This is a genomic window from Nocardia sp. NPDC047654 (assembly GCF_043205035.1).
Classification (GTDB): domain Bacteria; phylum Actinomycetota; class Actinomycetes; order Mycobacteriales; family Mycobacteriaceae; genus Nocardia.
Map to the genome: position 1 here is coordinate 23,289 of NZ_JBIDDF010000022.1, position 12,595 is coordinate 35,883.

The following is a 12,595-nucleotide window of genomic DNA, read 5'->3' on the forward strand; positions in this document are numbered from 1 at the left end:
GACGTTCAGCGCAGCGGGACTGTCCAGCACAATCGGGTGCCCGCTGTGGTGCCATCCGGGCCGGTGCCGGCTGCGACGGTGAAAGTTCCGGCGGCCTGCTCGGCACGCTCGGCCAGATTCCGCAGTCCGCTCGTCATGACGTCTTCTGGGATCCCGCGGCCGTCGTCCTCGATGACGATGGTCAGGTCGTCGGCCACGGTGATCTCGATCGCGACGGAGTCGGCGCCGGAGTGCCGTACGGCGTTGCTGACTCCTTCGCGGACAACGGCTTCGGCGTGATCGGCCAGTTCCGGGTCGATCACCGAGAGGGGGCCGGTGATGCGCACGGAGGTGCGCAGTCCACTGGCGTCGGTCTGCTGCCGGATCGCTTCTTCGATGCGTTGGCGTACTCGCGCGCTGTGGCTGTCGCCGCCGTGCAGGTCGAAGATGGAGGTCCGGATCTCCTGGACGACGTCTTGCAGGTCGTTGATGGCGTCGGTGATGCGTTCGCGTACTTCGGGGACGCGGGTGCGGGGCACGGTTCCCTGCAGGCTCAATCCGACGGCGAACAGGCGTTGGATGACGTGGTCGTGCAGGTCGCGGGCGATGCGGTCGCGGTCGGAGAGGATGTCCAGCTCCCGCATGCGCTGTTGGGCGTCGGCCAGCCGCATCGCCAGAGCGGCTTGGTCGGTGAAGGCGGCGGTCAATGCGAGGATTTCGTCGTCATAGGGCGCCGATTCCACTGCGCGCAGCGCCACCAACACTCCGACGGTGGAGTCGGAGGTTTGCATGGGCAACACCAGGGCGGGTCCGGCGTCGGGGAAGATCTTGCCGAGATCGGCGCGGCGCGCGTCGTTGACCCGCTGCGGAGAACGTAAGCCGAACGCCTGGCCGATCGTGGTGTCCCCGAGTGGGAGTTTGATCAGCCGCTGGTCGTCCGCGCTGCCCGCGGTGTGGGTGATCAGGAGTTCGGTGATCTCCTCGGGCGGGCTCTCGGGGTCCGGGACGACCGCCAGGAAGGTCTGTTGCGAGCCGGTGAGCCGACAGGTGGCCTCCACCAGGTCGGTCAGGACTCGATCGGGTGCGGTGCCCGCGAGGAACTCGGTGGTGATGTCGCGGGTCGCTTCGATCCAGGCTTGCCGGGTGCGGGCGGATTCGTAGAGGTGTGCGTTGTCGATCGCGATGCCCGCCGCGGCGGCCAGGGCTCGCACGATGACCTCGTCGTCTTCGGTGAAGGGCTGGCCGCCCGTTTTCTCGGTGAGGTAGAGGTTGCCGAACACTTCGTCGCGGATGCGGACGGGTACGCCGAGAAAGGTGCCCATCGGTGGGTGGTGGGCGGGGAAGCCGACCGAGGAGGGGTGCTCGGCGAGGTTGTCCAGCCGGATGGGTTTGGGCTGGCTGAACAGTAGTCCCAGGACGCCGTGGCCTTGGGGGAGGTCACCGATTCGTTCGCGGGTGGGTTCGTCGATGCCTTCGTAGATGAACTGGGTGAGTGTGAGTTGCTGGTCGTGGCCGCGCACGCCCAGTGCGCCGTAGCGCGCCTCGACCAGGGAGATCGCGGTGTGCACGATGGTGCGCAACGTGCGGTCCAGATCCAGGCCGGAGGTGACGGTGAGCATGGCCTCGATCAGGCCGTCCATCCGGTCGCGGGCGTCGATGATCTGCTCGATGCGATCCTTGACCTCGCCGAGCAGTTCGCGCAGCCGCAGTTGCGAGAGCGTGTCACGCACCGAATAGGCGTCGGCCGACGCGTAATCGGTCGGCTGCGCTGCCCCTGGACCGCCGCCGGCGCGGCTGCTCGCCATTGCTCCAGGATATTTCACCCCGTGGCGGAAATGAACGATCAGAAGTCGATGGTGGAGCCGGGCGAACGGGAGCGGAGTTTGGAGGCGTAGACCGCGGCCTGAGTGCGCCGTTCCAGCCCGAGTTTGGCGAGCAGCCGGGAGACGTAGTTCTTCACGGTTTTCTCGGCGAGGAACATGCGCTGCGCGATTTGACGGTTGGTCAATCCTTCGCCGAGGAGATCGAGGAGTTTGCGTTCCTGCTCGGTGAGTCCGGCCAGGGGACCGTCGTGGTCGGTGTTGGCGCGCAGTCGTTGCATGAGGGCGGCGGCGGCGCGGTTGTCCAGGAGGGAGCGGCCGGCGCCGACTTCCTTGATGGCTTTGGCCAGCTCCATGCCCTTGATGTCCTTGACCACGTATCCGCTGGCCCCGGCCAGGATCGCGTCGAGCATGGCTTGTTCGTCGGTGAACGAGGTGAGGATCAGGCAGCGCAGATCATCGAGTTTGGACAGCAGGTCGCGGCACAGTTCGATGCCGTTGCCGTCGGGCAGGCGCACGTCGAGCACGGCGACGTCCGGCCGGAGTGCGGGGATGCGGGCAAGTGCCTGGGCGACGTCGCCCGCTTCGCCGATCACCGACAGTTCCGGGTCGTCGGAGAGCAGGTCGGCCAAGCCGCGACGGACGATTTCGTGATCGTCGACCAGAAACACCGTGATCATGATGGTGTCCAATCCGGGAGCAGGTGTGTGGTCGACACTACGCAGGGGGCGGAAGGCTCGGTACGGACCAAAGTCCTTTTCCCGGCCGAATAGGCATCGCAGAAGGGTCCGTAGCACGGCCCATCGTGAATTCGAGCAGAAGCGTCAGGCGGCACGCGGCGCTGCGGAATGCGCGGCGCGGCTGGGGACGACGCGCCGAAGCCGGCCCGCCGCAGGGGATCGGGTCAGCGCGTGGGTGCGTCGGAGCGGGCGAGTCCTTCGGCGATCAGGATCCGGTGGGCTTGCCGGGCGGCGGAAAGCTGCTCGGTATCGCCCGCGTCGCCACCAGAAGTCGCTTCGAGGCTGCGGGCGAGCACCGTCACCGCGTCGGTGAGTGCCCGCAGGCGGCTGTCCAGTTCGTCGAGGCGGGGCGATTCCGCCGGCCGCATCGCGGTCTTCTCCGGCAAAGTGCCCGCCAGGTCGGTTCCGCGCAGTACCGCCCGCAGATCTTCCGGCAGCCAGGCGAACACGTGATCGAGCTGTCCGGGAGAGAACAAGTCGGCCAGCGCGTCGGTCACCGCGCCCGCGAGGGCGTAGGCCTCGTCCCTGGAGACGCCCGCTTCCCGTGCGAATTGATCGACGAACGAGGGTACGTCGTGCGAAACGGGGACGTGCGCGGGAACCCAGCCCTCGTAGTAGATCCCGCGCAGGAGTTCGGGCAGCTGGGCGCTCAGGTGCGCGGATGCGTTGACGCCGATGCGGTCACGGACGGTATGCAGCCAGGCTCGCAAGGCGCGGTGCGCGAAGGGCCGGTCTTCGGTGGCGAGTCCGTCGGCGAGAGTGCGCAGCCATTCGTGTGCGGTGTGTATCGCGGGTGCGAGGGGGTCGCGGTGGTAGCTCATGAGGGTGCCTTTCACGGGTGAATCGTGGTTATCGGATGTCGCCACCTAGGTCTCAGGGGTCAGCGCGAACCGGTGACGGTGAAGACGTCCATCACCGGTCGTCGCGGGGTCGGCGGGATCATGTCCGTGTCGTCGGGCGCGGTTCCGATGCGGATCAGCACTTGCGGGGTGGCCGGGCGCGGGACCAGACCGCCGAGCAGTCCGCGCGTTGTCGGCAGTTCGGTGATGTGGGTCAGCGCGCAGGTCCCCAGCCCGGCGGCGGTGCATTCCAGCAGCACGGCCGACAACGCTTCACCGGTGCGCAGCCACTGCGTCACCGAATCGCCTTCGGTGCCGAGCACCACCAGCCGCGCGCGATCCTCCTGCCGGGCGCGTCGCATCGAATGCGGAGCCGGGGGGAACGCGCGGCCGACTCCGACCCGAGCGAATTCCGCGTCGGACACCAGCGCGGCGGCGGGCACGCCCTCCGGATTCTCGGAATGCCCTGTCCACCATTCCAATTCGGTCTGATACAGCAAGTCGTGCCTGCGTAGCGCACCGACCTGCTCGGAGGCGGCGGCCAGCCGGGGCCGGGCGCTGTCGTCCAAGACGCTGAGTTCCACCTCGTGCGGGGAGGTGAGCATCCGCAGCCGGGGGAGCACGTCGGCGAAGCCGTCGGGTTCGGTCATCGGCAGCCGGTCGGTGCGCCGCCGGTCGATGGCGAGTGCTCGGCTGTGGATTCCCTCGGGCGGGTCGGCCCACGGCTGAAATTCGATCACCGCCAGGTGGTCGGGTCGCTGCCGGTCGGGTACGCGCGTCGTGTCGGTGTGCCAGCCCCGGTCGGCGAAGGTGGTTCGCGCGTGATGCAGTACGGCTCCGCAGCTGATGACCAGCTGGCGTCCGTGCGGATCGGTCGAGGGCAGTAGTCGGTCGCCGTCGGTGTAGAGGTGCAGGCGCGTGCCGTCGAAGATCCAGCGCCATGGTTGGGTGTTGTGCACCGACGGCGCGCGGGTGGCGAGCCGCAGCGCAGCCAGCATCACCCGATGATCGGGTACCGGGAGCCCGGGTGCTTCGTCGTTCGCGGTCATGCCTCGAGTCTTCGCGCGATGGCCGCGGGGGACTACGGGCGTTCCGCCCGGGACGCAGGGTCCTTGGTCCCCGCGTCCGGCACCGGAGCGGACCGCGGCCCCCACTGCCCGTGACCTTCACGGCGTCCTACTCCTCGGTCTCCGCCACACGGGTACGCAGGATCGCCACGCCCCACCACAACAGCCGAACCGCGAGACCGGCGTAGATCAAGACAGCGGGGTACACCAAGCCCGCGCCGTAGTCGCGGGCCCATGCGGGCAGCAACACCAAGACCGCGGCCGGCATACCGAGCAGCATGATCGTTGCGACCACCACCGCGGGCACCGCCAGCGGAGCGGCATCCGGGTCCGGGGTTCCGCCGGACGAGGGTCGGGGAATGAACCGGGGTGACATAGCACACAGTTTGTTCCCGCGGTGGTTCTGCCGGGAGGGTACTGCTACCCGTAAGCGTGGGGCGAACGTCCCGATGCGGGTGTGACCTCGGCCGACCTCAGCGAGCGGCGGCGCGGCGATTCGGGAGGGTGCCGAAGTGGCCATGGCTCTCCTGGGTGTGGCAGTGGGTCCGAGACTGTCCGAGGTCCGGATCAGAACTCGAAGGCGATGCTCAGCAGCGCGACGACGATGTCGCCCGCGGTGTCCACGAGCCGGTCGCGGTCCATCGGCAGCCTGCCGTCGACCCAGTCCACGTAGACCGCGGTGAGGGCGCCGGCCAGGGCGGCGCCGATGGCGGCGAGCGTCTCGTCGCTGCTGGCGAACAGGCCGACGGCGGCCGTGCCGAGGACCGGAGCGAAGGCCCGGACGACCGCGGGCGTCCGGAGGGCGACGTGGCGGCGCAGGTCGTCATCGGCGAGGGGCTCGCGCAGCAGTACCCGGACGCGGCGCGGGTCCTCTTCGAAGAAGTCCGCGCAGATCCGCAGCGCGGATCGGACGGCGGCGCGCGGATCGGTGGCGGGCTCGAGGGCGGCGACCCGCTCCCGCAAGGCCGCTTCGACCCGGTCGTAGACAGCCCGGATCAGTGTCTCGCGGCTGTCGAAGCTTTCGTAGAAGTAGCGCGGGCTCAGGTTCGCCTGACGCGTGACCGCCCGCATGGTGACCCCGCTCGTCCCCGCCGTACCGAGCAGTTCGAACCCGACGTCCAGGAGTTGTTCGCGGCGATCGCCGGATCGGTCTCGCAGCGTCTGGCCACGCCAGAGCTTGGGCGCATTCACCCGCTCATCCTCGCATCGCGATGCCTCGCCACCCTGTTGACATCAACTGATTCAACATGAATCATCTGATTCAAGTTCGGTGGGCGTGCCGCCTCGCCCGCCCTGCGGCCGCGGTGAAAGGTTGCCCATGTTCAGCGACGAACAGTTCCAGCAAGCGCTGCGTCGTCCCCGATTGTCGAAACCGGTACCGGAGTTCCTCAGCACGAACCGGGCGGTGCCGATCCGGGCTGTCCCGGAAGCGGAGCTACAGGCCACGACCGAGGAGTGGTTCGGCGAGTTCGAGCGCAAACTGGCCTACTACGGGAAGCTCGGCATCGATCTGAGCTGGCTGCTCGACTGGGCGAAGAAGTACTGGTGGAGCTTCCTGGTCCGGGACATGAGCCTCAACCACGAGCTCTACACCGCCGACGTCCGCTATACCGATGTGACCACGTTCGGACGCACGATCGTCGGCATCGACGAGTTCGTGAAGTACAACTTCGCCTTCTTCGACGCCATCCCGGATTGGCGATACGACCCGGTGCCCGGCCAGGTGTACCTCGACGTGACGCCGGAAGGCCGGGTGCGCACGGTCATCCGGTACATCGGCAGCGGCCATTGGGACGGCCCGCTGCGCCTGTATCCCTACGACGACAGCGCGCCCGCGCTCCAGGGCGACGGTCGATTCATCCAGTGCCCGGCCGTGGACCGCTATCACTTCAACGAGGACGGCCTGATGGAAGAAGGTGAAACCCTCTACGACGCTTTCGATGTCACGCAACGCGCCGGGATCCTCCCCGGCGACGGCAGCTGGCAGTTCCGTGCCCTGCTGGCCGCCTCCAAGCTTCCCGCCCTCGCCAACCGCTTCAGGAGATGACCGAGGCCTCGAGTAAGAGGCCTCGAGTAATGGGGTGTCACAAGAACCGGACCGGTGGTGTCTTGTGCACGACCGAGCGCGGCTCCGTTCCGAACCGGAGTCGCCGAGAAGAACTCAGCGAGGAGTACCCATGAACCTCACCTTGTGGATCGCCGCCGGACTGCTGGCCGCGGTGGCTCTGGCCGGTGGCATCACCAAGACGTTCGTGCCCGCACAGAAACTGGCCCAATCCCCCGGTGGTCGATGGACCGGGCACACGAGCGTCGGCTTCGTCAAAACCCTCGGGGTCATCGAGATCCTGGCCGCCGCCGGGCTGATCCTGCCTGCCGCGCTCGACATCGCGCCGGTGCTGGTGCCGGTGACCGCCGTCTGCTGGGTCCTGCTGATGATCGGCGCGATCATCACCCATCTCCGCGAGGGAGAAGCCAAGTTCATCGTGCTGAACCTCGTCTATCTGGCCCTGGCCGCGTATGTGGCCTGGGGCCGGCTCGGGCCGGAGTCGTTCACCAGCTGACCGCGGGTGATGTCACCCGCTGGCGGTGAACCCGTTACGGCGCCCATCTTTTCGCTGCCGCGTAGTCGTGTGCGGGAATGACTTCGATGTCGGCGGGTAGGCGGTACAGGCGGTGGATGGCGGCGAAGGCGGCGGATCGATCATGGTCGACGAGAAGGCCCGGCAGCGGAGGCCTTTCGCGGAGCAGGGCGATCTGCTCGCGGCGCCAGACGGCGTCACCGGCCAGCAGCACGGTGCCGCCGTCCGGTACGGCGAGAACGAGCCCGATGCTGCCCGGGGTGTGGCCGGAGAGATCCACCGCCAGGACCGAGCCGTCGCCGAAGAAATCGTGGCTGCGGGAAAAGGTCAGAACCGGAGGTCCGTCTAGGTCGAAGGACGGGGTGGGTCGTGAGCTGAGCGGCTCGGCGACTCCCATCGGGGCCGTCGCGGGGTTCGTCGCCCACGCCAGTTCGGCCGTGGATGCCCGCAGCGCGAGTGGCGCCGGTAGATCGAGCAGTCCGGCCACGTGGTCCCAGTGAATATGCGTCGCGATCGCGAAGTCGACCGCGTCGACGGGGATAGCCGACATCGCCAGCGAATCGCCCAATCCGACAAGCGGTTTCCTCGGCGCGACGAGCTCACGATAGGGGCGGCGCAGTCGCGGCAGGACCCGGGTGTGCACGTCGGCGCACATCGCCGGATCGACCAGGAAACGAGCTTCCGGGTGTTCTATGAGGAAACTGGTCATCGCGATCGCTACCGTGGGCGGCCGCAGCGCTCCTTCGATCACCCCGTAGGCCGGGGCGGGGCGCACGCCATGGACGAGCGCGGTCAAACGAACTGTGGCCCTTGCCGGGGGCAGTCCCGCGTTCGTGATCGAGCCCAGCAACTCCGCGTCGGGGCGGCGGGGGAACACCGTCCGCCACGGCATCGACATCCCGGCGGCACAACACGACCACCACATTCCGGCAGCGCCGGTGCGCGCCGTCAACGGTCCGGTTGATGGCAATCCCACACCCGCCCCTTCCCGCACGACCGGCAGCGACATGTCCGACGACAGCCTACTCGGGCACCGCACTATGTGAACTTTCGTTCTCCTCGCTGATCGAGTGGTTCGAGATCGGCGGCAATGGCGGTATGGCGCGGCCGTTTACTTCTGAAATCCGAGGTTGTGTCGACCCCTTGCGCCCGTGCCGCTAGAGTCGGCAGATAATTAAGTTACTAGCGGTTCTATCTATGCGGGCTTGCCGTTTGGTTGCCGGAAAGCGAGAGGTGATGGCATCAGTGGAACATGCCGACGCGAGCGAACGCGCAGCGGCATCGACGGCGCGACGACTGGCCGCGCTCCTGTTCGGCGTGGGGATACTGCACTTCCTTGCGCCACAGCCGTTCGATTCGGTGATCCCCGCACAGCTGCCCGGCCGGCCCCGTTTGTACACCCACGGTTCCGGGGTCGCCGAACTCGTCGTGGCCGCCGCGCTCGTCACGCCGCGGACGCGGCGGTGGGGCGGGCGATGGGCCGCCTGGTTGTTCCTGGCGGTGTTCCCGGCCAACATTCAGATGGCGGTCGACTGGCTGCGCAACGACCGGATCCCGGCGCCCGTGAAAGCGGTTGCCCTGGTGCGGCTTCCGCTGCAAATCCCGCTGGTGCTCGCCGCCAGGAAGGTGCAACGAGCAGGCCACGTGCAGCGCTGACCGGGTCTCGCAGACCATGTCCGCCGTGGCGGGAGCGGCTGACTCACGGCGGCGTGCCGACCGCGCGGCGCTGCGTGGGCTTGTCCGTGGAGCATTTGCCCGAACGAACTCGTGACCCGTGTGCCAGGGCAGGGGAGCGACCTGTACCGGGCTGACGCCGCGAGCCTGCAGCGCACGACTGGGATACGCGCGATGATGGAGTAGTGCGCACCCGCTATCACGATCACCTCGAGCAGCTCGCCGGTCAACTGCGAGTGATGTGCGCGCGCAATCGGGAAGCCATCGCGATGGCGACCGACGCGCTGCTCGGCGCGGATCTGGAGCTGGCCGAGCGCACCATCGACTACTGCGCCGAAACCGTGGCGATGCGCGAGGACACCGAACACGCCGCGGTCACGCTTCTGGCGCTCGAGGCGCCGGTGGCGGGAGAACTGCGGCGGGTGGTGACCGCGCTGCGGTTGGTCGACGACCTCACCCGGATGAGCACCCTGACCGAGCACATCGCCCGTACCGCGAGGCGCAGGCATCCCGCCGACGCCGTCCCCGAACCGGTGCGCGAGCTGGTGAGTCACATGGGTGAGACGGCGGTCGACCTCGCTGACGCCGCGGTCGGCGTACTGACCACCGCCGACCCCGGCGACGCCGCGGATCTCGACGCCCGCGACGACACCATGGACGACCTGCACCGCGATCTGCTCGCCGCGATCCTCGCCGAGGGCTGGGACAACGGCACCGCCGCCGCGGTCGATGTCACCCTGCTGGGCCGCTACTACGAACGCTTCGCCGACCATGCTGTCGAGGTCGGCCGCCGCACCCTGTACATGACCACCGGGCGTCGGCCCGAGGACACGGCTCTGCCGTCCGGCTAGATCCGGACGGCACGCGCCGTCGCGACTCGAGAATCCGGGCCGGCCCCGGAGGGCCGGCCCGGAATTTCGCTCAGACGGATCGGGCGAGGTCGAACCGATCGTTCTCGACCACCTTGACCCACGCGGCGACGAAGTCGTTCACGAACTTCGCCCCGGCGTCGTCCTGCGCGTACACCTCGGCCAGTGCGCGCAGCACCGAGTGCGACCCGAAGACGAGGTCGTTGGCGGTGGCCGTCCACTTGGCCGCACCGGAGGACCGGTCGAAGCCCTCGTAGACGTTCTCCGCCGACTCGGACGCCTTCCACTCGGTGTCCTGGTCGAGCAGGTTGACGAAGAAGTCGTTCGTCAGCACGCCCGGCCGGTCGGTGAACACACCGTGGTCGGTGCCGCCGTAGTTCGCACCCAAGGCGCGCAGGCCGCCGATGAGCACCGTCAGCTCGGGAGCGGTCACGTCGAGCATGTACGCCCGGTCGAGCAGCAGGCGCTCCAGCGGAGCCTTCTCGCCGGTCCGCACGTAATTGCGGAACCCGTCGGCCCGCGGTTCCAGCACCGCGAACGACTCGACGTCGGTGCTCTCCTGGGTCGCGTCCGTCCGCCCGGGCGTGAACGGCACGGTGACATCGTGCCCGGCGTCCTTGGCTGCCTTCTCGATCGCCGCGGATCCGGCCAGGATGATCAGGTCGGCCAGCGAGACCTTCTTGCCGCCGGAGGCGGAACTGTTGAAGTCCTGCTGGATCTGCTCGAGCACCGGCAGAACCTTGGCCAGCTCGTCCGGCTCGTTGACCGCCCAGTTCTTCTGCGGCTCGAGACGAATCCGGGCACCGTTGGCGCCGCCGCGCTTGTCGGTGCTGCGGTAGCTGGCCGCCGAAGCCCAGGCCGTCTTGACCAGTTGCGCCACCGACAGGCCGGACTCGAGGACCTTGTTCTTGAGGGCCGCGATGTCCTGTTCGTCGATCAGCTGGTGATCGACGGCGGGAACCGGATCCTGCCACAGCTGCGGCTCCGGAACCCACGGTCCGAGGTAGCGGCTGATCGGTCCCATATCGCGGTGCAGCAGCTTGTACCACGCCTTGGCGAACGCCTCGGCCAGCTCATCGGGGTGCTCCAACCAGCGACGGGTGATCTCGCCGTAGATCGGGTCTTCCCGCAGCGCGAGGTCCGTGGTCAGCATCGTCGGGGTACGCGCGGGGCCGTCGAACGGATCCGGGATGGCGCCCTCGCCCGCGCCGTCCTTCGGCTTCCACTGCCAGGCTCCGGCGGGGCTCTTGGTCAGCTCCCACTCGTAGCCGTACAGGTTCTGCAGGAAGCCGTTGCCCCACCGGGTCGGGGTGGACGTCCAGACGACCTCCAGGCCGCTGGTGATGGCGTCCTTGCCCTTGCCCGTGCCGTAGGCGCTCTTCCAGCCCAGGCCCTGCTGCTCGATCGGGGCGCCTTCGGGCTCGGCGCCCACCAGGCCGGGGTCGCCGGCGCCGTGGGTCTTGCCGAAGCTGTGGCCGCCGACGATCAGCGCGGCGGTCTCCTCGTCGTTCATCGCCATGCGGCCGAACGTCTCCCGGATGTCCCGCGCGGCGGCCACCGGATCCGGCCGGCCGTTGGGGCCTTCCGGGTTCACGTAGATCAGGCCCATCTGGACGGCGCCGAGCGGGCCGGTCAGTTCACGGTCGTCGCTGTAGCGCTCGTCGCCGAGCCAGGTGTCCTCCGGGCCCCAGAAGACCTCTTCCGGTTCCCAGATGTCCGGGCGGCCGAAGCCGAAACCGAAGGTCTGGAAGCCCATCGACTCCAAGGCCACGTTTCCCGCGAATACGAGCAGGTCGGCCCAGGAGATCTTGTTGCCGTACTTCTGCTTGACCGGCCACAGCAGCCGGCGAGCCTTGTCCAGATTGGCGTTGTCGGGCCAGCTGTTGAGCGGCGCGAAGCGCTGCGCGCCCTGACCGCCGCCGCCGCGGCCGTCGGCGATGCGGTAGGTACCCGCGGCGTGCCAGCTCATCCGGATGAACAGGCCGCCGTAGTTGCCGTAGTCGGCGGGCCACCAGTCCTGCGAATTGGTCAGGACCGCGGCGACGTCGGCCTTGAGGGCATCGACGTCGAGTTTCGCGAACTCCGCGGCGTAGTCGAAGTCCGCACCCAGGGGGTTGGATTTGGACGAATGGGCGTGCAGCACCGAGACATCGATCTGCTCCGGCCACCAGTCCTTGTTGCTGTGGGGGCGACGATCCGTCTTCGCGGTGGGCGATGGAATCGCCGGGTTCTCACTTTCGCTTGCGCTGTGAGTTTCGGTGTCAGGATTGGGCGGGCGGCTATCGGATGACACAGCATTCCTTCCTGAATGAGTGATGTGGGCTGCGATCACGGATGTGATCGGGAAGCCTGTGTTTCCACACAATCGGGACACAGGCCCCAGTAGATGACTTCGGCCTCATCGATCGAGAACCCGCTGTCATCGGACGCGGTCAGACACGGGGCATCGCCGATGGCGCAGTCGACGTCGGCGATCACCCCGCACGCCCGGCATACGACGTGGTGGTGATTGTCGCCGACCCGCGACTCGTAGCGCGCGACGGACCCGGAGGGCTGAATACGCCGCACCAAGCCGGTGGCGGTGAGCGCGTTCAACGAGTCGTACACCGTTTGATGGGACACCTCGGGCAGCGCGGATCGAACGGCACGGATGATCGACTCCGTGTCGGCGTGCGGATGGTCGTGCACCGCGCTGAGCACCGCGACCCGGGGACGGGTCACACGCAGCGAAACTCCTCGCAGCAGCTGCTGGAATTCCGAGGCCGTTGGCATGCACGGAAGTCTCGTCCGCTTTCTGGAACGAGTCAAGAGTTTGTCCGAAAGTCGCGCTCTCCCAATCGAGATCGGCGCTTCCGGGCCTGGTAGCCGGGCAGTGGTGCGGGTGGGGCCGTGCCACCGTCGGCGTTACCGGCCGCCCCGGCGGTTGGTAACGATCACGCGGCTCGAAGCCCCCCGCCGACCACAGTGCCGCGTGTCGGTGCGCATGGGGAGTCGGGCCGCCTGGCGGAGACGCGCGGGCCGCCGGCGG

Annotated in this window: 13 protein-coding genes; 4 read left to right on the forward strand and 9 right to left on the reverse strand. The window is 68.2% G+C overall.

Annotation, left to right across the window (positions count from 1 at the left end):
• Window positions 1-5: 5 nt before the first annotated feature.
• From ACGF7Y_RS33415 to ACGF7Y_RS33440, 6 genes are all read right to left on the reverse strand, one after another.
• On the reverse strand, window positions 6-1,784 hold the full coding sequence (locus ACGF7Y_RS33415) for a GAF domain-containing protein (protein ID WP_393240989.1): 1,779 nt from the start codon (window positions 1,782-1,784) through the stop codon (window positions 6-8).
• 38 nt (window positions 1,785-1,822) lie between these two features.
• Window positions 1,823-2,479 (reverse strand): response regulator, encoded by a 657-nt coding sequence (locus ACGF7Y_RS33420; RefSeq protein WP_393240992.1) that lies wholly within the window; start codon window positions 2,477-2,479, stop codon window positions 1,823-1,825.
• A 224-nt stretch (window positions 2,480-2,703) separates the two neighbouring features.
• Window positions 2,704-3,375 (reverse strand): DUF2267 domain-containing protein, encoded by a 672-nt coding sequence (locus tag ACGF7Y_RS33425; protein ID WP_393240995.1) that lies wholly within the window; start codon window positions 3,373-3,375, stop codon window positions 2,704-2,706.
• Window positions 3,376-3,419: 44 nt separating this feature from the next.
• On the reverse strand, window positions 3,420-4,427 hold the full coding sequence (locus ACGF7Y_RS33430) for an Acg family FMN-binding oxidoreductase (RefSeq protein WP_393240998.1): 1,008 nt from the start codon (window positions 4,425-4,427) through the stop codon (window positions 3,420-3,422).
• Window positions 4,428-4,554: 127 nt separating this feature from the next.
• Window positions 4,555-4,821, reverse strand: a complete 267-nt coding sequence (locus ACGF7Y_RS33435) for a hypothetical protein (RefSeq protein ID WP_393241000.1) — start codon at window positions 4,819-4,821, stop codon at window positions 4,555-4,557.
• A gap of 191 nt (window positions 4,822-5,012) precedes the next feature.
• Window positions 5,013-5,636, reverse strand: coding sequence for a TetR/AcrR family transcriptional regulator (locus ACGF7Y_RS33440; protein WP_393241003.1), 624 nt, complete (start codon window positions 5,634-5,636; stop codon window positions 5,013-5,015).
• A 127-nt stretch (window positions 5,637-5,763) separates the two neighbouring features.
• Here ACGF7Y_RS33440 and ACGF7Y_RS33445 point away from each other — a divergent pair, with 127 nt between their 5' ends.
• Together ACGF7Y_RS33445 and ACGF7Y_RS33450 are read left to right on the forward strand one after the other, a co-directional pair.
• Complete coding sequence (locus ACGF7Y_RS33445; RefSeq protein WP_393241006.1) at window positions 5,764-6,492, forward strand: nuclear transport factor 2 family protein; 729 nt, start codon at window positions 5,764-5,766, stop codon at window positions 6,490-6,492.
• Between the two features lie 130 nt (window positions 6,493-6,622).
• Complete coding sequence (locus ACGF7Y_RS33450; protein ID WP_393241009.1) at window positions 6,623-7,006, forward strand: DoxX family protein; 384 nt, start codon at window positions 6,623-6,625, stop codon at window positions 7,004-7,006.
• Between the two features lie 34 nt (window positions 7,007-7,040).
• Here ACGF7Y_RS33450 and ACGF7Y_RS33455 read toward each other — a convergent pair whose 3' ends face one another.
• The gene (locus ACGF7Y_RS33455; protein WP_393241012.1) at window positions 7,041-8,000 is read right to left on the reverse strand and encodes an MBL fold metallo-hydrolase; all 960 of its coding nucleotides are present in this window, start codon (window positions 7,998-8,000) and stop codon (window positions 7,041-7,043) included.
• 260 nt (window positions 8,001-8,260) lie between these two features.
• Here ACGF7Y_RS33455 and ACGF7Y_RS33460 point away from each other — a divergent pair, with 260 nt between their 5' ends.
• Both ACGF7Y_RS33460 and ACGF7Y_RS33465 read left to right on the forward strand, forming a co-directional pair.
• Window positions 8,261-8,680 carry a hypothetical protein gene (locus tag ACGF7Y_RS33460; RefSeq protein ID WP_393241015.1) on the forward strand — a complete coding sequence of 140 codons (420 nt, stop codon included), beginning with the start codon at window positions 8,261-8,263 and terminating at the stop codon, window positions 8,678-8,680.
• A 203-nt stretch (window positions 8,681-8,883) separates the two neighbouring features.
• Window positions 8,884-9,549: a phosphate uptake regulator PhoU gene (locus ACGF7Y_RS33465; RefSeq protein WP_393241018.1), complete on the forward strand. Its 666-nt coding sequence runs from the start codon at window positions 8,884-8,886 to the stop codon at window positions 9,547-9,549.
• Window positions 9,550-9,619: 70 nt separating this feature from the next.
• Here the strand turns inward: ACGF7Y_RS33465 and katG are convergent, their stop codons facing one another.
• Entirely contained in the window at window positions 9,620-11,860 is a 2,241-nt protein-coding gene (gene katG / locus ACGF7Y_RS33470) for a catalase/peroxidase HPI (RefSeq protein WP_393241021.1), read from the reverse strand.
• Window positions 11,861-11,895: 35 nt separating this feature from the next.
• Entirely contained in the window at window positions 11,896-12,339 is a 444-nt protein-coding gene (locus ACGF7Y_RS33475; protein WP_040871953.1) for a Fur family transcriptional regulator, read from the reverse strand.
• Window positions 12,340-12,595: the final 256 nt, after the last annotated feature.

Coding starts and splice junctions, on each gene's coding strand:
- ACGF7Y_RS33415 (WP_393240989.1), bottom strand. CDS start 1,784: ATGGCGAGCAGCCGCGCCGGCGGCGGTCCAGGGGCAGCGCAGCCGACC.
- ACGF7Y_RS33420 (WP_393240992.1), bottom strand. CDS start 2,479: ATGATCACGGTGTTTCTGGTCGACGATCACGAAATCGTCCGTCGCGGC.
- ACGF7Y_RS33430 (WP_393240998.1), bottom strand. CDS start 4,427: ATGACCGCGAACGACGAAGCACCCGGGCTCCCGGTACCCGATCATCGG.
- ACGF7Y_RS33435 (WP_393241000.1), bottom strand. CDS start 4,821: ATGTCACCCCGGTTCATTCCCCGACCCTCGTCCGGCGGAACCCCGGAC.
- ACGF7Y_RS33445 (WP_393241006.1), top strand. CDS start 5,764: ATGTTCAGCGACGAACAGTTCCAGCAAGCGCTGCGTCGTCCCCGATTG.
- ACGF7Y_RS33450 (WP_393241009.1), top strand. CDS start 6,623: ATGAACCTCACCTTGTGGATCGCCGCCGGACTGCTGGCCGCGGTGGCT.
- ACGF7Y_RS33460 (WP_393241015.1), top strand. CDS start 8,261: ATGGCATCAGTGGAACATGCCGACGCGAGCGAACGCGCAGCGGCATCG.
- ACGF7Y_RS33475 (WP_040871953.1), bottom strand. CDS start 12,339: ATGCCAACGGCCTCGGAATTCCAGCAGCTGCTGCGAGGAGTTTCGCTG.